Here is a 17,611-nt window from a genome sequence, read left to right as displayed (position 1 = left end):
TTCGTCTCAACCGAGGCGCGCATTCTACGCTTTCCTCAGAACCTGTCAAGCGTTTATTTTGAAGTTTTTTGCGAGAAACTCGTTTAGCTTCAAACACTTGACTCAACACAGTGGCTAGCTTTGCTTCGCTACCGCGTTGGAGTGGTGCGCATTATAGGGAGGCCATCGAGAAGGTCAACCTTTAATTTCAATGATTTGAAATATTTCTGGCAAAGCCGCTTGAGGGCTACCACCTCCCCCACCAATTGCGCACTATATTGCTCACCATCTCCCCCGCCCAAGGATTGCCGCACTTAAATGAACACCCAACCCCGCAGCCTGGCCGCCACTCTCTTCCCGATCGGCCTACTGCTTATCGCCATGGCATCGATTCAGTCCGGCGCCTCCCTGGCCAAAAGCATGTTCCCGATCGTCGGCGCACAAGGCACTACCACCCTGCGCCTGATCTTCGCCAGCATCATCATGCTCCTTATATTGCGCCCGTGGCGGGTACGCATGACCGCCAACACGTTGCGCAATGTGGTCATCTACGGCATGGCACTGGGCGGCATGAACTTCCTCTTCTATATGGCCCTGCAAACGGTACCAATCGGTATCGCCGTCGCCTTGGAATTCACCGGCCCGTTGGCCGTGGCGATCTTCTCCTCGCGCCGAGCGATCGATTTCCTGTGGATTGCCCTGGCCATCGCAGGCCTGCTGCTGTTGCTGCCGGCAGGTCACAGCGGCCAGGCACTCGACCCAGTGGGCGCCGCCTATGCGCTGGGGGCGGGTGTGTGCTGGGCGCTGTACATCCTGTTCGGGCAACGTGCAGGGGCCGAGCACGGCATCCAGAGCGCGGCCCTGGGGGTGGTGGTCGCGGCCCTGTTCGTCGCCCCCATCGGTATCGCCCACGCCGGTAGCGCTCTGCTCACACCTGCCGTGATCCCCATGGCGTTTGCCGTTGCAATACTGTCCACCGCCCTGCCATACAGCCTGGAAATGGTTGCCCTTACGCGGATTCCGGCGCGCACGTTCGGCACCCTGATGAGCATCGAACCGGCATTTGGCGCATTGTCCGGCCTGCTTTTCCTCGGCGAGGTGCTGACGCTCACTCAATGGCTGGCGATTCTGGCAATCATTACCGCTTCGGTCGGCACCACCCTGTCCATGCGCAAGGCGCCCAGCCCGGCCATCGCAGCAGACTGATATGAGAAATATTTTCATTTGAGAAAGGATTAATGATTGTAGCAGCCTGTCTCGCTGATTAAGCTGTCACAGAATCATCATCTTTACGCTATCTACTGGGCCGAACACGGACGCTGGGGGAAGGTTCAGGAAGAACCGAAGCGACAACGACAGGGTCGTGACAACTGATTTGCCCTGCATTTAAGGACAGGAATGAAACGAATTTTTCTCATCCTGGCCATCTTGGCCATTGCTGGATGTGCCGCCACAGCCAAGACCGAGGTGAAAAGGGGCAAGAAGGGCCTGCATATCAATTGCTCCGGTCTTTCTTCCTCGTGGGACAATTGCTACAGCAAGGCCGCAAGCGCCTGCAGCACGCGCGGCTACCGGGTCATTGCGCGCTCGGGCGATAGCGATGAAGAGGCCGGTGACTATTTGTTCGGCATCAACCCGGCGGGTTACACCAGCCGGAGCATGATCATCATCTGTAAATAGAGAAAAGGGCAGTTCGCAAACTGCCCTTTTTCCGCTGCGTTACAGCGGTGCAGTACGCATCTCCAGCCAGGCTAGCGCATCCCCTTGGAGCAAGGGCGCCAGGCGCTCATGTACGCAGGCGTGGTAGCCGTTCAGCCACTCCACCTCCTCCTTGGTCAGCAACTCGGGCAACAGACAGCGGGTGTCGATAGGGCACAGCGTCAAGGTTTCGAACTGCAGGAAGTCACCAAAGGCACTCTTCCCCGCTTCTCGGTTGACCACCAGGTTCTCGATGCGAACGCCCCACAGCCCCGGGCGGTACGTACCCGGCTCGATCGAGCTGATCATGCCCACTTGCATCGCCGTCTGCGGTGCAGGTGCCGCCTGGTAGGCGATCACTTGAGGTCCCTCATGCACGTTCATGAAGTAGCCCACGCCGTGGCCGGTACCATGGCCATAGTCGACCTGGTCAGCCCAGATCGGCGCCCGGGCAATGGCGTCGAGCAACGGCGACAGTACCCCTCGCGGGAACGTGGCACGCGACAAGGCAATCATGCCCTTGAGTACACGGGTGCAGTCCTGCTTCTGAGCCTGGCTGGGGTTACCGACCGGCACCATGCGGGTGATGTCGGTAGTGCCGCCCAGGTACTGACCGCCCGAGTCGATCAGCAGCAAGCCATTACCCTCGATGAGCGCATGCGACTGCTCGGTGGCCCGGTAGTGTGGCATCGCGCCATTGCCATTGAAGGCGGCAATGGTAGAAAAACTCAGTGACACGAAATTCGGCCGTCGAGCTCGCGCGGCACTCAATTGCTCGTCAACCGTCAGCTCGGTAATGACCTCCCGGCCGAGGTTCGCCTCGAACCAGGCGAAAAACTCGCACAAGGCTGCGCCGTCCTGCTCCATGACCTGGCGAATATGCACCAGGTCGTCGTCACCCTTGCAGGACTTGCTCAGCGTGGTGGGGTTTAGCCCCTCGACAAGAATCACCTCTGCCGCCAGGTTGTCCAGCAGGCCGCAGGTGACCCGGGCCGGGTCCACCAGCAACCGCGCCCCCGCAGGAACGGTGCCTAGCGCCTTGCCTGCTTCGCTGTAGTCGCGCACCTCGATGCCGTCGACCTCCAGCACATGACGCAGGTGCTCGTCCACCTTGTCCTGGCCCACGAACAGGATGGCCTGCTGCTGATTGATCAGGGCAAAGGCCAGGAAAACCGGATTGTAGGAGACATCGCTGCCGCGCAGGTTGAACAGCCAGGCAATGTCATCCAGGGTAGCGATGAAATGCCAGTCGGCACCCTTGGCCTGGATGCCGTGGCGCAATTGCGCGAGCTTTTCCGCCCGGCTCACCGTGGCGTGGGGCGGCAGGTGCTGGTACACCGGGTTACCGGGCAGCGCCGGGCGCCCGTCCCAGACCTGACCCAGCAGGTCCATGTCTGTCACCAGCTGCGCTCCACGCGCCTTCAGCCGCTCAGCCAGCTGGCGCGCCGAAGCCAGGGCCATGACCGCACCATCCACTGCCACGCGACCGTTGGGCTCGACATTTTCGCCCAACCATTCCAACGCCCCGGGTTTGCCCGGCAACAGTTTCATCAGTTCGATGCCGCTGCCCTTAAGCTCCTGAGCTGCCTGCTCCCAGTAGCGGCTGTCGACCCACAGCCCGGCAAAGCCGGGGGTGACCACCAGCGTACCAACCGAGCCATGGAACCCCGAAAGCCACTGGCGCCCCTGCCAGTAACCGGGCAGGTATTCGGAAAGGTGGGGGTCGGCCGAGGGGACCAGCAAGGCATCGATGCCCCCTGCCGCCATGGCTTGGCGCACGTGCACCAGTCGCTGCGGCACGCTTTGCTCAAGGGTGGTCTGGACGTTCATGCGCTCTCCTGCGGCTTCATAACGGTTGATCCAATAGGCCGATAATGGAACAGCCGCCAGGGCGCTGCAATCGCGACGACCAAGATACGGCATGCCTTGCCCACGACGCCCTGTGCCAATAGGACACTTCCTACAACAGGACCAGGACCACCGATCAAGTTTCCCTGAACTTCCCCAGGACACCGGCTTCACACACAGTACATTCATTGCACACAGGCAAATGACCATGCCCAGTGCCATCGAACCGAAAGCCGGCGTGGTGTTGCTTGACACCCGCGACCACACGCCCGAACACGAGCACGGCGTTCATCTCAAGCTTGCCGAAGGCCTGGCACGTTTGCTGGGCTGCCCACTTATACAGCCCATGCGGCCGCCAGATGCAGCCGATGCCTACTATTATCTGCCAACCGAGACCCTGATCGACCCCAGACGATATGCCGCCTTGGGTATTTGCAGCGAACAGGACCTGTTTGGCGGCATGGTGCCGTACCCCTACATGGCGACCAAGGCGATCTCTCACCCGTTACCCGCCGGAGCCAGCTTCCCGCCAGGCTGGACCGACGACTTCGCCCGACAGGCCAGCGATGCCCTGCTGCGCGGCTACACCGTGTTCAGCAAAGGCGACGCTCGCACTGCCGCACAGTTGCTGCTGCTCGACGGCCCGCTGAGGGTCAAACCGGTACTGGCTTGTGCGGGACGCGGGCAACAGGTCATCACCACTGCAGATGCCCTGGAGCCTCTGCTGGCCGATATGGATGACCACACGTTGGCGCAGTGGGGCCTGGTGCTCGAAGAAGACCTGAGCGAGGTGCAAACCTTCAGCGTCGGCCAGGTGCGCGTCGCCGGCTTGACCTGCAGCTACCACGGCACCCAGCAACTGACACGTGACCATCAGGGTACCGAGGTCTACGGCGGTTCTGACCTGGTGGTGGTACGCGGCGACTATCAGGCGTTGCTACAGCTCCCACTGGACGACCACCTGCGCCTTGCCATCAACCAGGCCATGGTTTACGAACAAGCCGCCGAGCAGCACTTCCCGGGCTTTGTCGCCTCACGTCGCAACTATGACATCGCCCGCGGCATCAGCCCTTCGGGCCATCTGTGCAGCGGGGTGCTCGAACAATCCTGGCGCCTGGGTGGTGCCAGCAGTGCCGAACTGTTGGCCCTGCAGGCGTTTGCCGATGACCCCGCATTGCAACGGGTGCGTGCTTCCACCCACGAAGTATTCGGCAACCCCGACCTGCCCGCTGACGCCACCCTCTTTTACCAAGGAAACGACAGTGAACTCGGACAACTCAGCAAATTTGCGCGGATTCGCGACCATGGCCATTCAGAGTGAAACCGTTGAACTGCAGGTCGAGAATGACCGCATCGCCGGCACTTTGGTCAGCCCGGGCACCAAAATGCCGGGCATTCTCTTCGTACACGGCTGGGGCGGCAGCCAGCAACGTGACCTGGCCCGCGCCCGGCATATCACCGGACTGGGATGCGTGTGCATGACCTTTGACCTGCGCGGTCACGAAAAAACTGAAAGCCAGCGCCTCACGGTCACCCGTGAACAAAACCTGCAGGACTTGCTGGTGGCTTACGATCGACTGGTCAGCCACCCGGCGGTCGACAGCAGCGCCATCGCCGTTATCGGCAGCAGCTATGGCGGTTACCTGGCGACTCTGCTGACCCGCGAACGGCCGGTCAGATGGCTGGCCCTGCGGGTACCTGCCATGTACTGGGATGACGAATGGGGCAGCCCGAAGCAAACCCTTGACCGTCAACGCCTGAATGCCTATCGCCAGCGTCCCTTGGGCCCGGCCGACAACCGCGCGCTGGCCGCGTGCGCAGAATTCGGCGGGGATGTGTTGCTGGTGGAGTCCGAGCAGGATGACTACGTGCCGCACAGTACCTTGATGAATTACCGCTCGGCGTTCGTCAACGCCCACTCGCTCACCCATCGCATCGTCGACGGCGCCGACCACGCGCTGTCCAGCGAACAGAGCCAGAAAGCGTACAGCTCGCTCCTGGCGGCATGGATCAGCGAAATGGTCATCGGTGCCCGCCTGGATCGCTACCCGCACTACGCACCTTGGTATGCCTGAGGACCGCCCATCTGGCAATGCAGCACGCCATCGTCCCCGCGCACCAGGCTGCGCAGGGCCTGGTAGGCGGCGAAGTTGACACCGCGTGCCTGATGCTGGCCCAGCAGGTCAAGAAACGATTCCTCGACGAAGTGCACGGCCGCCGCAGCCCAGGCCTGGCGTGACTGCCATTGCAGGTACTGCAACACCCGGCAGCCATCGTCGCTGGCCTGGATGCTCACACCCTGCAGCCCTTCGCAACGCGCAGCCAATGCTTCACTACGCTCCACCAGGGCCTGAGCCAATGCTTGCTGGTACATACTGGGTACTTCGTATTCGATCATCTGGGTGAACCACAAGGCATGAGGTGTTGCCAACATCGACAGTCTCCTGGCTACGTACGCATGCAGCGCGATGCCGAGCAGGGTAAGACCTCAAGTAAAGTCAAGGTCAAGTGGTTTCTACAGACCCTGGCCGGATACCGCAAACCGCCGCCGATAGTCACTCGGGGTAAGGCCGATGACACGCTGGAACACCTTGCGAAACGCGCCCGGATCCTGGTAACCGACACCCCACGCGATCTGTTCGACGGTGCGCCGGGTAAACTCCAGCAAGCGGCACGCCCGCCCCACCCTCACCTGCTGGCAATACTCGGTCGGGCGCAGCCCGGTAGCGGCACGAAAGCGCCGCAAGAAAGTGCGCGCCTCGAGCCCCGCGCAGGCCGCCATCGTGGCCAGGTCGGCATCCTGCCCGCCATTGCCCTGCAACCAGTGCTGCACCTTCAACACGGCCTCGTCGCCGTGGTCCAGGCGCGGGTTGAACACAGCGCCGGGCAGCGGCGCCGCGACCGGATCGACGGCCAGATAGCGAGCGGTCTCCTGAGCCACCGTCGCCCCCAAAAAGCGCTCCAGCAAGCGCAAGCCGAGGTCCGTCCAGGCCATCAACCCTGCCGAGGTCACGATGTCGCCGTCATCCAGCAACGGCTGCTGGGCCTCCACCCGCACCCTGGGGAAGCGCTGGGCAAGCGCCTGCACATAGTTCCAGTGCGTGCAGGCCGGGCGCCCGTCGAGCAAACCGCTGGCGGCAATGAAAAATACACCGATGCATACCGACGCCAGCACCGTACCACGCCCGTGCAGCAGGCACAGCGGCGCGCGGTGGCGTTCGAGCAATTCGGTTTGCGGGGCCGACTCCAGGCTTGGCGGAATGATCAGGACGCGCAGGCCCGGTACGGTGACAGCAGAGTTATCCGACGCAGGCAACAACTGCCCCGTCTCATCTGCCTGCCAGCAACTGACGCGAATGTGTGGCAACTCGACGGCCCCCAGTTCGGCCGCAACCCGGTTGGCCACCAGGAACAGGTCGGCCAGGCCATGCACAGCGGCGCGCTGCACGCCGGGGTACAACAGCAAGCCGATATCCAGGTTAGCGCCGGTGTCAGTTTTTGCCCGCATAGTGTCGTTCGCGCCAATCCTCAGGTGGGTGAACACAGCCTATAACTAACGTCTCTCGACGACTACTGCCACAGGAGGCAGCATGAGCAAGCAGGCACTGATCATCATCGACATCCAGAACGACTACTTCCCAGGCGGCAAGTGGCCCCTCGATGGCGTCGACCAGGCAGCCGACAACGCCGCCCGCCTGCTGGCAGCAGCACGCCAGCGCGGCGACCTGGTGGTGCATGTGCGGCATGAGTTCGACACTGCCGATGCTCCCTTCTTTGCCCCCGGTTCGCAGGGTGCGGCCATCCACGCCAAGGTCGAGCCATTGCCGGGCGAGCCGGTGGTGCTCAAGCACAAGGTCAACGCCTTTCTCGGTACCGATCTTGAGCACACGCTGGACCGGCATGGCGTCGAGGCGCTGACCATCGTCGGCAGCATGAGCCACATGTGCATTGATGCTGCCACCCGGGCTGCGGCCGATATGGGCTATCAAGTGACCGTGGCGCACGATGCCTGCGCAACCCTGCCACTGACCTTCGACGGCAAGCAGGTGCCGGCGGCTCATGTGCACGATTCGGCGATGGCGGCGCTGGCGTTTGCCTATGCCGATGTGGTGAAGACCGACGAGCTGCTGAAAAACTGATCGGCTTGAGACCTTTGGGGCCGCACAGCAGCCCCAAAGCCTGCAGCCTCAAATCACCACATTGCGCACAAACCGAACAGCCACCACGCCATCGTTACGGTAGGCATACTGGCAATTGCTGGGGAACACATGGAACTGCCCCACCTGCAAGCGATGCTCGACCTCTTCGATGATCAGCGTCAGTTGCCCATCGACCACGTAGATCTGCTCGCTCCAGCCTTCGGCATCGGCCTCACTGCAATAGCACTCCCCCGGTGCCAGGGTCCATTCCCAAAGTTCCACCTCGCGCCTTGCCGGGCTGGTGCCCAGCAACACCGCTCGGCTGTGCGGGTGTTCGCCAGCCCACGCCAGCTCTTCAATGCGCCCGGGGTCGCGCAGCTCCGGCGCCTGGATCAGGGTACTGAAAGCCACGCCCAAGGCTTCGGCAATCAGGTCCAATGTGGTCAGGCTGACATTCTTCTCGCCCGCCTCGATCGCGACCAGCATGCGCCGGCTGACCCCTGAACGCTCGGCCAGTGCCGCCTGACTCATGCCGGCGGCGTTGCGCAGGCGGCGCACATTGAGACTGACATGTTGCAGCACCGATGCCCGGTGCGAAGAATCCTTGTGCACTATATTGCTCACTGGTCAAGATTGCGCAGTATACTGCCCACTTTTGCGGCGATTGTGCGCCGCCCTTTCCGAGTGTGCAAGACCATGAACCAGCCCAGCAACAAGCCCACCCCTGCCGTCACCTTCCGCCTGAGCAAGGCCGAACTGGTGCTGGTATTCATCACCATGTTGTGGGGCGGCACGTTCCTGTTGGTGCATAACGTGATGGCCGTCAGCGGCCCGATGTTCTTCGTCGGCCTGCGCTTTGCGGCAGCCGCGCTGTTCGTTGGTGTGGTCTCGGCGCGAGCGCTGCCCGGTCTGACCTTCACCGAACTGAAGGCCGGCATGCTGATCGGCGTGTCGATCATGCTCGGCTATGGCCTGCAGACCATGGGCCTGCAAACCATCAGCAGCAGCCAGTCAGCGTTCATCACTGCGCTGTACGTCCCGTTCGTGCCGCTGCTGCAGTGGCTGGTGCTGGGGCGTCGCCCTGGCCTGATGCCCAGCATGGGTATCTGCCTGGCATTCATCGGCCTGATGCTGCTGGCCGGGCCGGAAGGCGGCAGCCTGCGTTTCAGCGAGGGCGAACTGGTCACCCTGATCAGCGCCGTGGCCATCGCCGGTGAAATCATTCTGATCAGCCGCTACGCCGGTCAGGTCGATGTGCGCCGGGTTACTGTGGTGCAACTGGCGACTGCATCGCTGCTGGCGTTCCTGATGATCGTGCCGACCCAGGAGCGCATCCCCGACTTCTCCTGGCTGTTGCTGGCCAGTGCAGTGGGCCTGGGCGCAATGAGTGCAGTGATCCAAGTGGCGATGAACTGGGCACAGAAGTCGGTCTCGCCCACCCGCGCCACACTCATTTATGCCGGTGAACCGGTGTGGGCCGGCATCGTCGGGCGTCTGGCTGGCGAGCGCCTGCCTGGCGTGGCGCTGCTCGGCGGCCTGCTGATCGTGGTCGCCGTGGTGGTCAGTGAACTCAAAGTGCGGCGCCCTCGCGAAACTGTCGAAACACGCGATGTGCAGAACCCGGGCGAACGCCAGGCGGGGCTGTAAAACGGTCACCAGCGGCTATTCTTTGTAAAAAACTGTTATAAAAAAACCGCTTGTCACAGCCGGTTTGTAGGATCCTGCGACAGCTTGCGTGTTGGTGATAAACACCTCGGCACGTATGATTCTTTGCAAACTTCTCCAGAATAGGCCGCTATGTCCTTGATAGTGCTATTGCTTCTGCCGTTCGTGGGCAGTTGCCTGGCAGCTGTGCTGCCGCACAACGCACGTAACGCCGAGTCCATTCTTGCCGGGCTCGTAGCCCTGGTCGGCACCGTCCAGGTAGCACTTCTATACCCTCAGGTTGCCCATGGTGGCGTCATTCGCGAAGAGTTCCTGTGGCTGCCCAGCCTGGGAATGAACCTGGTGTTGCGCATGGACGGCTTTGCCTGGCTGTTCTCGTTGCTGGTACTGGGCATTGGCGCACTGGTATCGCTGTATGCCCGCTACTACATGTCACCGCAAGATCCGGTACCACGCTTCTTCGCGTTCTTCCTGGCCTTCATGGGCGCCATGCTCGGCCTGGTCATCTCCGGCAACCTGATCCAACTGGTGTTCTTCTGGGAACTGACCAGCCTGTTCTCCTTCCTGCTGATCGGCTACTGGCACCACCGCGCCGACGCCCGTCGCGGCGCCTACATGGCGCTGATGGTAACCGGTGCAGGCGGCTTGTGCCTGCTGGTAGGGGCCCTGCTGCTCGGCCATGTGGTCGGCAGCTATGACCTGGACAAGGTCCTGGCTGCCGGGCATGTCATCCGCCAGCATGCGCTTTACCCGGTGCTGCTGCCCCTGATACTCATCGGCGCCCTGACCAAGAGCGCACAGTTTCCCTTCCAGTTCTGGCTGCCCCACGCCATGGCAGCGCCCACACCGGTGTCGGCCTATTTGCACTCTGCAACCATGGTCAAGGCCGGGGTGTTCCTGCTGGCACGCCTGTGGCCGGTACTTTCCGGTAGCGAGGAGTGGTTCTGGATCGTTGGCGGTGCCGGCGCCCTCACCCTGCTGCTCGGCGCTTTCGCCGCCATGTTCCAGAACGACCTCAAGGGCCTGCTGGCCTATTCGACCATCAGCCACCTGGGCCTGATTACCCTGCTGCTGGGCCTTAACAGCCCGCTGGCTGCCGTCGCCGCGGTATTCCACATTCTCAACCATGCCACCTTCAAGGCCTCGCTGTTCATGGCCGCCGGCATCATCGACCACGAGAGCGGCACCCGTGACATTCGCCGCCTCAGCGGCCTGATCCGCCTGGTGCCCTACACCGCGACCCTGGCCATGGTCGCCAGCGCGTCGATGGCCGGCGTGCCGCTGATGAACGGCTTCCTGTCGAAGGAAATGTTCTTCGCCGAAACGGTATTCATCAGTTCCACCGCCTGGGTCGAGGCCACGCTGCCGGTAATCGCCACCCTGGCCGGCACCTTCAGCGTGGCGTATGCCCTGCGTTTTACCGTCGATGTGTTCTTCGGGCCGACAGCCCAGGACCTGCCCCATACCCCGCACGAGCCGCCACGCTGGATGCGTGCTCCGGTGGAGCTGCTGGTGCTCACGTGCCTGGTAGTGGGCATCTTCCCCACCCAGTCGGTCGGCCCCCTGTTGGCCGCTGCGGCCCTGCCGGTGGTTGGCGGTACCCTGCCGGAATACAGCCTGGCCATCTGGCATGGCTGGAACGCGCCGATGATCATGAGCCTGGTCGCCATGAGCGGCGGCATCGTCCTGTACCTGTTGCTGCGCAAGCAACTGCGCCTGGGCCGCTTCCCCTACCCGCCCGTGATCGAGCGCTTCAATGGCAAGCGACTGTTCGAGCACGGCCAGGTTCACCTGATGCTGCTGGCGCGTCGCATCGAGCGCGTGCTCACCACCCGCCGACTGCAGTCGCAGCTGTTCATGCTGGTATTCGCCGCGTTCCTCGCGGGCCTCACGCCTATGCTGTATAGCGGCCTGAGCTGGGGTGATCGCCCGAAGATTCCCGGTTCGGGCGTGTTCGTCGCCCTGTGGCTGATCGCCATTGCCTGCGCCATCGGCGCCGCCTATCAGGCCAAGTACCACCGCCTGGCGGCACTGATCATGGTCAGCGTCTGCGGCCTGATGACCTGCATCACTTTCGTCTGGTTCTCTGCGCCCGACCTGGCACTGACCCAGTTGGTGGTGGAAGTGGTCACCACCGTACTGATCCTGCTCGGCCTGCGCTGGCTGCCACGGCGTATCGAAGGCGTGTCGCCGCTGCCTGGTAGCCTGGAGCGCGCGCGCCTGCGCCGCCTGCGCGACTTGCTGCTGGCCGTGCTCGTGGGTGGCGGCATGGCGGTGCTGTCGTACGCCATGCTGACCCGGCCGACGCCCAACGACATTTCCTCGTTCTATTTGAGCCGTGCATTGCCTCAGGGCGGCGGCACCAATGTGGTCAATGTCATGCTGGTCGACTTCCGCGGCTTCGATACCCTCGGTGAAATCACCGTATTGGTGGCTGTGGCATTGACCGTGTTCGCCCTGCTACGGCGCTTCCGTCCTCCGAAAGAGAGCATGCAGCTGCCGGCGCAACAACGCCAGTTGGCGCCGGACGTGGTCACCGACCTGATCAACCCGCGGCATGCCACCGATACCGCGCTGGGCTTCATGATGGTGCCTGCAGCGCTGGTGCGCCTGCTGCTGCCGATCGCCTTGCTGGTGTCGATGTACCTGTTCATGCGCGGGCACAACCAGCCCGGTGGCGGGTTTGTCGCTGGCTTGGTCATGTCGGTGGCGTTCATCCTCCAGTACATGGTGGCCGGCACCCAGTGGGTCGAGGCGCAGATGAGCCTGCGGCCGCTGCGCTGGATGGGTACCGGGCTGCTGTGCGCGACCCTGACCGGGGTCGGCGCCATGCTGCTGGGTTACCCGTTCCTCACCACCCATACCGCCCACTTGCACCTGCCGTTGCTGGGTGATGTGCACGTGGCCAGCGCGCTGTTCTTCGATATCGGCGTATACACCGTCGTGGTCGGCTCGACGTTGCTGATCCTCACAGCCTTGGCGCACCAGTCGGTGCGCGCCTATCGCCCGGGCAACCCGGCAAAAACCAGCCAAGCAGGAGCCGCCTGATGGAAGAAGTGATTGCAGTCGCCATCGGCGTGCTGGCTGCCTCCGGGGTGTGGCTGATCCTGCGCCCGCGTACCTATCAGGTGATCATGGGCCTGTGTTTACTTTCTTACGGGGTCAACCTGTTCATCTTCAGCATGGGCAGCCTGTTCATCGGCAAGGAGCCAATCATCAAGGATGGCGTTACCCAGGACCTGTTGCATTACACCGACCCGCTGCCACAAGCACTGGTGCTCACCGCCATCGTCATCAGTTTCGCCATGACCGCGCTGTTCCTGGTGGTGCTGCTGGCCTCGCGCGGCCTGACCGGTACCGACCACGTGGATGGCCGGGAGCGTGACGAATGAGTGATCTGAGTCAACTGATTGTCGCCCCCATCCTGCTGCCGCTGATTACGGCGGCGATAATGTTGCTGCTGGGTGAAAAGCACAGGCACATCAAGGCCAGGCTGAACCTGCTGTCTACCTTCTCCGGCCTGGCAATCGCGGTCTGTCTGCTGCTGTGGGTGCGCACCCAGGGCCAGGCAGCGTCGATCGGCGTGTACCTGCCGGGCAACTGGCCGGCGCCATTCGGTATCGTGCTGGTGGTGGACCACCTGTCCGCGCTCTTGCTGACCCTGACCGGGGTCATCGGTTTCAGCGCGCTGCTATTTGCCCGTGCCCGCTGGGACGGTGCTGGGGCCAGCTTCCATGCGCTGTTCCAGATTCAGCTGATGGGGCTGTACGGCGCCTTCCTCACCGCCGACCTGTTCAACCTGTTCGTCTTCTTCGAAGTGCTGCTGGCCGCCTCCTATGGCCTGCTGCTGCATGGTTCGGGGCGTGCGCGGGTGCGCGCAGGCCTGCACTACATCGCTATCAACCTGTTTGCCTCGTCGCTGTTCCTGATCGGCGCAGCGATGCTGTATGGCGTGACCGGCACCCTGAACATGGCCGACCTGGCGCTGAAAGTTCCACTGGTACCGGAGGCCGACCGTGGCCTGCTGCATGCCGGCGCGGCAATCCTGGCCGTGGCCTTCCTGGTCAAGGCCGGTATCTGGCCGCTGAACTTCTGGCTGGTGCCAGCTTACGCGTCAGCCAGCGCGCCGGTGGCTGCACTGTTCGCCATCATGACCAAAGTCGGCCTGTACGCCGTGCTGCGCCTGTGGACGCTGCTGTTCTCCGGGCAGGCCGGGGCCTCGGCTCACTTCGGCGGCGAATGGCTGGTTTACGGCGGCCTCGTTACCCTGGCGGTGGCAGCGGTATCGATCCTGGCAGCTCAGCGCCTGGAGCGTATGGCGGCACTCAGTATCCTGGTTTCGGCCGGCACGCTGCTGGGTGCGGTGGGTTTTGCCCAGGCGGCCCTGACCGGCGCTGCGCTGTTCTACCTGGTCAACTCGACCCTTGCACTGTGCGCACTGTTCCTGCTCGCCGAACTGGTCGAACGCTCACGCTCGGCCAATGAAGCGCCGCTGGACGAAGAAGAAGACGCCATGCCGCCGCCACTGGAATCGCTGCTCCCGCCCAAGGGCATCAACCTCGACGATGAACAGCAGGTGGTAATCGGCCAGATCATCCCGTGGACCATGGCCTTCCTCGGCCTCAGCTTCATTGCCTGCGCACTACTGATCATCGGCATGCCGCCGCTGTCGGGCTTTGTCGGCAAGCTCAACCTGATCAGCGCGCTGTTCAATCCACTGGGCCTCGGCGTACCGGCCGAGCAGCCGCTGAGTGCCGCCGGCTGGGGCCTGGTAGCGTTGCTGATCCTGTCCGGCATGGCCTCGCTGATCGCCTTCGGCCGCGTCGGCATCCAGCGTTTCTGGAAGCCCGAAGAGCGCCCGTCACCGGTGCTGCGGCGCTATGAATGCCTGCCCATCGTCATCCTGCTCGGCTTGTGCCTCATCCTCAGCTTCAAGGCCGAGCCGTTGCTGCGCTACACCCAGGACACTGCCGCCAGCCTGCAGGCCCCCGATGCTTATATCAAAGCCGTGATGGCCGCCCAGCCGATTCCTGGCCCCACCTCGCGCGACGTACAGGTGCAGCCATGAACCGACTGTTCCCCGCTCCACTGTTATCGGTCTCGCTGTTTGGCCTGTGGCTGCTGCTGAACCTCTCGGTCAGCCCCGGCAACCTGCTGCTGGGTGCCGCACTTGGCATACTGGCGCCACTGTTGATGGCGCCCCTGCGCCCGCAGCATGCACACGTACGGCGACCCCTCGCCATCGCCCGCCTCATCTGCCGGGTCGGCATCGATGTGATCACCTCCAACCTGCTGGTGGCCCGTGGTGTACTGCGGGCCGGCAAGCAGCCGCCGCGCTCTGCGTTCGTTCACATACCATTGGCATTGCGTGACCCCCACGGCCTGGCAGCGCTGTCGATGATCACCACCGTGGTGCCTGGTACAGTCTGGTCCGAACTGGCACTGGACCGCAGTGTGCTGTTGCTGCATGTGTTTGAGCTGGACGATGAGGCGGCCTTCATACAGCACTTCAAGGACACTTACGAACGCCCGCTTATGGAGATTTTCCAATGACAGGCCTGCTCGCCAATGCCGTCCTCGCCAGCCTGTTCATCTTCGCCCTGGCCATGGGCCTGGCGCTGATCCGGCTGTTCCGTGGCCCGTCCGCCCAAGACCGCGTGCTGGCCCTGGACTACCTGTACATCCTGGCCATGCTCACCATGCTGGTGCTGGGTATCCGTTATGCCAGTGACACCTACTTCGAAGGTGCCCTGCTGATTGCACTGTTTGGTTTCGTCGGCTCGTTTGCCTTGGCCAAGTTTCTGCTACGCGGTGAGGTGATCGAATGACTGAAGCCCTGGTACTGCCGTTCTGGCTGGAGCTGGTCACTGCCGCGCTACTGCTCACCGGCAGCCTGTTCGCCCTGGTCGGTGCTATAGGCCTGGTACGCCTGAAAGACTACTTCCAGCGCATGCACCCGCCAGCGCTGGCCTCGACCCTTGGTGCCTGGTGCGTGGCACTGGCCTCGATCATCTACTTTTCGTGGCTCAAGGGCACCCCGGTGCTCCACGCGTGGCTGATTCCGATCCTGCTGTCGATCACCGTGCCGATAACCACGCTGTTGCTGGCGCGGGCGGCGCTATTCCGCAAGCGCATGTCGAAAGAGCCGGTGCCTGAAGAGGTCAGCAGCGGCCGGGACCGTGGCAATTGAAGGTTTGCCGTCTCAACCTTGGCTGAGACGCTGCAACTCGCGCCGGACCATGGCAGCATACGGTGGCGGGCTGAGGCGATAGAGCTCAGCCGCCACCCAAGTCAACCAGGCGCCTTGCAGCTTCTCACGCCCGGCCAGCAAACGTTCTGCCTCAGCTACGGCATCTGCCTGGTGCTGCCGATGAAACTCGGCCCGCGAGGCTGGTGAGTCGTGACTGTCGGTCATTCACTGGCCTTGAAGGTGGTCAGTTCACCCTTGCGCCATTTGGCGACTTTGCCAGTCACTGCTTTAAGCAACTTGCCCAGGCCTTCCTGCACTTGCTGCTGCGCGGCGAATACCAGCATCACGCCATGACCTTCACGAAATACGATGCCCTCGCCTTCCGGCACAGAAACGAAGGCGTAATCACCCACGCCATACACATTCAACTTGATGTCGCGAAAGCGCATTTCCAGCTTGCCACCTTCGCGGCTGGGCAAAACGGCAGCACGAAAGTGGTCACCGACTTTCAGTTCAAGGCGCTGCTTGTCATCGACCACCAGTGCACTCTCGGTGTCGATTTCGGCCATGTACAGGCCTTCGGGACTCTGTTCGGTGACATAGATGAAGCGGCCCTGAAACAGTTGGGCCAATTTACCGCGCAAGTCGCCCAGGGCGAACAACGCATGTGTATCAAGTGTGCTGACTGCCAATGAAGTAATCCTCAACCGGTTACAACCCGCCCTCACCCAAGCTCGGGGAGGCACGGCCATTTCTTATCGATAGGCAAAAAGAGTAATAAAGCGATATGCGAAATGTCTGTGCTCGCTGACGATGCAGCGCGCAGGAATCTTTACTCTGGTTTGCCAGAATCGCCTTCAACCGAAGGCGTTTGGCTCATTCCCGGCTTGGGAAGCGTGATGCCTGAAATCACTCGCCAGAAAACGCAACCAATGGCGTGAGCCTGCTAGAAGACAAGCCCTGGCATCCATGTGCGCATTACTGTAGGACAAATATGCCCGAAAACACCGAAACCCGTCGAGAGGCAATAAACATTTTCAGGCAGCCAGCCCTTTCTTCAGCTGCTGCTGCCAGGCAGCCTGGCACTCAAGCGCTTCTTCGCGCGTGGCGAAGGCGGTGCCGCGACGCTCGCCATTGACCAGCACTACCCAGCAAATACGCTTGCCCAGCGCCTGCAAGGTGGCCGGCACACCCGACCCTATCATCACAGCCACATCGACTCGGCTATTCATCATCCCCTCCGGAATTTAATTAGCACCCTAACGATAAAGCCATGATACGCCTGACAGCGACGCGGAAACAGCGCATCGCGGTACAGCAGTGTTTCGTAAGGCGCAACAAAAACGGTCTCGTCGAGAAACGCAAAAAGCCCCAGGGATAGCTCCGAGGGGCTTGGCACCACGCGCGGTTTTATACCTGGCGCTGGTGGCGGTCGAGCTGCTCGTGGCGCTCCTGGGCTTCGATGCAGTACTTGGTGGTCGGGCTGATCAGCAAGCGCTTCAGGCCGATGGGCTCACCACTGTCATCGCACCAGCCGAAGCTTTCGTCGGCAATACGGTCCAGGGCCATTTCAAGCTGTGGCAGCAGGCGCTGGTCGCGGTCGATGGCATTTACCAGCCAGCTACGTTCTTCTTCGACCGAAGCCACGTCGGCAGGGTCTGACGGAGTGTCCAGGCCTTCGATGGTGGTGCGGCTGAGTTCGATGCGTTCATGGGTTTCGACTTTCATCGCCTGCAGCAGCTCAGTAAAGAAGGCAAGCTGGTCGGCGTTCATGTAGTCATCGGCCGACATGGCCAGCAACTGTTCCTTGGTCATCGATTTCTCTATGAAAAAATGTGCATTTGGGCGATTCATGTGCCGTCGATGCCTATGCATCGCCAGCGGAATTCTTCAAGCGCCAACCGGCACTCTTTTACAGGGGGCGGCAGTCTAAGGCGCCACGCCGCGTGGAGCAACTGCAAATGGGTGCGAATTTGCTTCCACTGCTCACAATCCGCCGGTCGGCACCCCAGCTCAGCTGAAGGGCCAGTAGTAAACTGTGATTCTGGCAGTGCCCATCCGCCTGCTGTTGCTGTTGCTGTTGCCGTTGCCG

General features: G+C 62.2%; 20 protein-coding genes. 12 read left to right on the top strand and 8 right to left on the bottom strand.

Annotation, left to right across the window (positions count from 1 at the left end; translation table 11 throughout):
* Window positions 1–297 precede the first annotated feature (297 nt).
* On the top strand, window positions 298–1,185 hold the full coding sequence (gene rhtA, locus N5D53_RS26340; protein WP_010953215.1) for a threonine/homoserine exporter RhtA: 888 nt from the start codon (window positions 298–300) through the stop codon (window positions 1,183–1,185).
* Window positions 1,186–1,377: 192 nt separating this feature from the next.
* Entirely contained in the window at window positions 1,378–1,659 is a 282-nt protein-coding gene (locus tag N5D53_RS26335) for a hypothetical protein (protein ID WP_014591706.1), read from the top strand.
* Window positions 1,660–1,698: 39 nt separating this feature from the next.
* Here the strand turns inward: N5D53_RS26335 and N5D53_RS26330 are convergent, their stop codons facing one another.
* Entirely contained in the window at window positions 1,699–3,507 is a 1,809-nt protein-coding gene (locus N5D53_RS26330; protein ID WP_190869086.1) for an aminopeptidase P family protein, read from the bottom strand.
* Window positions 3,508–3,727: 220 nt separating this feature from the next.
* Here N5D53_RS26330 and N5D53_RS26325 point away from each other — a divergent pair, with 220 nt between their 5' ends.
* Window positions 3,728–4,846, top strand: a complete 1,119-nt coding sequence (locus N5D53_RS26325) for a DUF3182 family protein (RefSeq protein WP_104962162.1) — start codon at window positions 3,728–3,730, stop codon at window positions 4,844–4,846.
* Entirely contained in the window at window positions 4,830–5,600 is a 771-nt protein-coding gene (locus tag N5D53_RS26320) for an alpha/beta fold hydrolase (protein WP_104962163.1), read from the top strand. Before N5D53_RS26325 ends, N5D53_RS26320 begins: the two co-directional genes overlap by 17 nt.
* On the opposite strand, the gene N5D53_RS26315 is transcribed toward N5D53_RS26320, so the two are convergent.
* Both N5D53_RS26315 and N5D53_RS26310 read right to left on the bottom strand, forming a co-directional pair.
* The gene (locus N5D53_RS26315; RefSeq protein ID WP_010953211.1) at window positions 5,579–5,959 is read right to left on the bottom strand and encodes an antibiotic biosynthesis monooxygenase; all 381 of its coding nucleotides are present in this window, start codon (window positions 5,957–5,959) and stop codon (window positions 5,579–5,581) included. The two genes, N5D53_RS26320 and N5D53_RS26315, sit on opposite strands and share 22 nt — an antisense overlap.
* Window positions 5,960–6,040: 81 nt before the next feature.
* Entirely contained in the window at window positions 6,041–7,033 is a 993-nt protein-coding gene (locus tag N5D53_RS26310; RefSeq protein ID WP_104962164.1) for a helix-turn-helix domain-containing protein, read from the bottom strand.
* Between the two features lie 82 nt (window positions 7,034–7,115).
* On the opposite strand from N5D53_RS26310, the gene N5D53_RS26305 reads away from it, so the two are divergent.
* On the top strand, window positions 7,116–7,664 hold the full coding sequence (locus N5D53_RS26305; protein ID WP_190869085.1) for a cysteine hydrolase family protein: 549 nt from the start codon (window positions 7,116–7,118) through the stop codon (window positions 7,662–7,664).
* A 48-nt stretch (window positions 7,665–7,712) separates the two neighbouring features.
* Here the strand turns inward: N5D53_RS26305 and N5D53_RS26300 are convergent, their stop codons facing one another.
* Entirely contained in the window at window positions 7,713–8,276 is a 564-nt protein-coding gene (locus N5D53_RS26300) for an XRE family transcriptional regulator (RefSeq protein WP_190869084.1), read from the bottom strand.
* 84 nt (window positions 8,277–8,360) lie between these two features.
* Between N5D53_RS26300 and N5D53_RS26295 the strand changes: the two genes are divergently transcribed.
* From N5D53_RS26295 to N5D53_RS26265, 7 genes are all read left to right on the top strand, one after another.
* Window positions 8,361–9,311, top strand: a complete 951-nt coding sequence (locus tag N5D53_RS26295; RefSeq protein WP_020191580.1) for a DMT family transporter — start codon at window positions 8,361–8,363, stop codon at window positions 9,309–9,311.
* 150 nt (window positions 9,312–9,461) lie between these two features.
* On the top strand, window positions 9,462–12,377 hold the full coding sequence (locus N5D53_RS26290; RefSeq protein WP_129933747.1) for a monovalent cation/H+ antiporter subunit A: 2,916 nt from the start codon (window positions 9,462–9,464) through the stop codon (window positions 12,375–12,377).
* Window positions 12,377–12,721, top strand: a complete 345-nt coding sequence (locus N5D53_RS26285; RefSeq protein ID WP_003250128.1) for a Na+/H+ antiporter subunit C — start codon at window positions 12,377–12,379, stop codon at window positions 12,719–12,721. The genes N5D53_RS26290 and N5D53_RS26285 overlap by 1 nt, the downstream gene beginning before the upstream one ends.
* A complete protein-coding gene (locus N5D53_RS26280) occupies window positions 12,718–14,397 on the top strand; it encodes a monovalent cation/H+ antiporter subunit D (RefSeq protein WP_064491044.1) in 1,680 nt (559 codons plus the stop codon). Before N5D53_RS26285 ends, N5D53_RS26280 begins: the two co-directional genes overlap by 4 nt.
* Window positions 14,394–14,882 carry a Na+/H+ antiporter subunit E gene (locus N5D53_RS26275; RefSeq protein ID WP_014591717.1) on the top strand — a complete coding sequence of 163 codons (489 nt, stop codon included), beginning with the start codon at window positions 14,394–14,396 and terminating at the stop codon, window positions 14,880–14,882. The genes N5D53_RS26280 and N5D53_RS26275 overlap by 4 nt, the downstream gene beginning before the upstream one ends.
* The gene (locus N5D53_RS26270; protein WP_003250109.1) at window positions 14,879–15,157 is read left to right on the top strand and encodes a K+/H+ antiporter subunit F; all 279 of its coding nucleotides are present in this window, start codon (window positions 14,879–14,881) and stop codon (window positions 15,155–15,157) included. The genes N5D53_RS26275 and N5D53_RS26270 overlap by 4 nt, the downstream gene beginning before the upstream one ends.
* Entirely contained in the window at window positions 15,154–15,519 is a 366-nt protein-coding gene (locus tag N5D53_RS26265) for a Na+/H+ antiporter subunit G (protein WP_003250107.1), read from the top strand. Before N5D53_RS26270 ends, N5D53_RS26265 begins: the two co-directional genes overlap by 4 nt.
* Before the next feature lie 12 nt (window positions 15,520–15,531).
* Here N5D53_RS26265 and N5D53_RS26260 read toward each other — a convergent pair whose 3' ends face one another.
* The 4 genes from N5D53_RS26260 to N5D53_RS26245 form a co-directional block, all read right to left on the bottom strand.
* Window positions 15,532–15,744: a hypothetical protein gene (locus N5D53_RS26260; protein ID WP_010953202.1), complete on the bottom strand. Its 213-nt coding sequence runs from the start codon at window positions 15,742–15,744 to the stop codon at window positions 15,532–15,534.
* Entirely contained in the window at window positions 15,741–16,211 is a 471-nt protein-coding gene (locus N5D53_RS26255; RefSeq protein WP_014591718.1) for a hypothetical protein, read from the bottom strand. Before N5D53_RS26255 ends, N5D53_RS26260 begins: the two co-directional genes overlap by 4 nt.
* Before the next feature lie 345 nt (window positions 16,212–16,556).
* Window positions 16,557–16,751: a hypothetical protein gene (locus tag N5D53_RS26250; RefSeq protein WP_012271507.1), complete on the bottom strand. Its 195-nt coding sequence runs from the start codon at window positions 16,749–16,751 to the stop codon at window positions 16,557–16,559.
* 178 nt (window positions 16,752–16,929) lie between these two features.
* A complete protein-coding gene (locus N5D53_RS26245; RefSeq protein WP_003250099.1) occupies window positions 16,930–17,334 on the bottom strand; it encodes a TraR/DksA family transcriptional regulator in 405 nt (134 codons plus the stop codon).
* Window positions 17,335–17,611: the final 277 nt, after the last annotated feature.

The sequence above is a fragment of the Pseudomonas sp. GD03862 genome, assembly GCF_029840855.1.
Lineage (GTDB): Bacteria > Pseudomonadota > Gammaproteobacteria > Pseudomonadales > Pseudomonadaceae > Aquipseudomonas > Aquipseudomonas alloputida.
This window is presented reverse-complemented; position numbering and strand designations above follow the sequence as displayed.

Excerpts from the sequence above, each read along its gene's own strand:
- N5D53_RS26260 (WP_010953202.1), bottom strand. The coding sequence starts at position 15,744 with ATGACCGACAGTCACGACTCACCAGCCTCGCGGGCCGAGTTTCATCGG.
- N5D53_RS26290 (WP_129933747.1), top strand. The coding sequence starts at position 9,462 with ATGTCCTTGATAGTGCTATTGCTTCTGCCGTTCGTGGGCAGTTGCCTG.
- N5D53_RS26315 (WP_010953211.1), bottom strand. The coding sequence starts at position 5,959 with ATGTTGGCAACACCTCATGCCTTGTGGTTCACCCAGATGATCGAATAC.
- N5D53_RS26270 (WP_003250109.1), top strand. The coding sequence starts at position 14,879 with ATGACAGGCCTGCTCGCCAATGCCGTCCTCGCCAGCCTGTTCATCTTC.
- N5D53_RS26325 (WP_104962162.1), top strand. The coding sequence starts at position 3,728 with ATGACCATGCCCAGTGCCATCGAACCGAAAGCCGGCGTGGTGTTGCTT.
- N5D53_RS26310 (WP_104962164.1), bottom strand. The coding sequence starts at position 7,033 with ATGCGGGCAAAAACTGACACCGGCGCTAACCTGGATATCGGCTTGCTG.
- N5D53_RS26305 (WP_190869085.1), top strand. The coding sequence starts at position 7,116 with ATGAGCAAGCAGGCACTGATCATCATCGACATCCAGAACGACTACTTC.
- rhtA (WP_010953215.1), top strand. The coding sequence starts at position 298 with ATGAACACCCAACCCCGCAGCCTGGCCGCCACTCTCTTCCCGATCGGC.
- N5D53_RS26280 (WP_064491044.1), top strand. The coding sequence starts at position 12,718 with ATGAGTGATCTGAGTCAACTGATTGTCGCCCCCATCCTGCTGCCGCTG.
- N5D53_RS26335 (WP_014591706.1), top strand. The coding sequence starts at position 1,378 with ATGAAACGAATTTTTCTCATCCTGGCCATCTTGGCCATTGCTGGATGT.
- N5D53_RS26330 (WP_190869086.1), bottom strand. The coding sequence starts at position 3,507 with ATGAACGTCCAGACCACCCTTGAGCAAAGCGTGCCGCAGCGACTGGTG.
- N5D53_RS26295 (WP_020191580.1), top strand. The coding sequence starts at position 8,361 with ATGAACCAGCCCAGCAACAAGCCCACCCCTGCCGTCACCTTCCGCCTG.
- N5D53_RS26265 (WP_003250107.1), top strand. The coding sequence starts at position 15,154 with ATGACTGAAGCCCTGGTACTGCCGTTCTGGCTGGAGCTGGTCACTGCC.
- N5D53_RS26320 (WP_104962163.1), top strand. The coding sequence starts at position 4,830 with ATGGCCATTCAGAGTGAAACCGTTGAACTGCAGGTCGAGAATGACCGC.
- N5D53_RS26250 (WP_012271507.1), bottom strand. The coding sequence starts at position 16,751 with ATGAATAGCCGAGTCGATGTGGCTGTGATGATAGGGTCGGGTGTGCCG.
- N5D53_RS26285 (WP_003250128.1), top strand. The coding sequence starts at position 12,377 with ATGGAAGAAGTGATTGCAGTCGCCATCGGCGTGCTGGCTGCCTCCGGG.
- N5D53_RS26275 (WP_014591717.1), top strand. The coding sequence starts at position 14,394 with ATGAACCGACTGTTCCCCGCTCCACTGTTATCGGTCTCGCTGTTTGGC.
- N5D53_RS26245 (WP_003250099.1), bottom strand. The coding sequence starts at position 17,334 with ATGACCAAGGAACAGTTGCTGGCCATGTCGGCCGATGACTACATGAAC.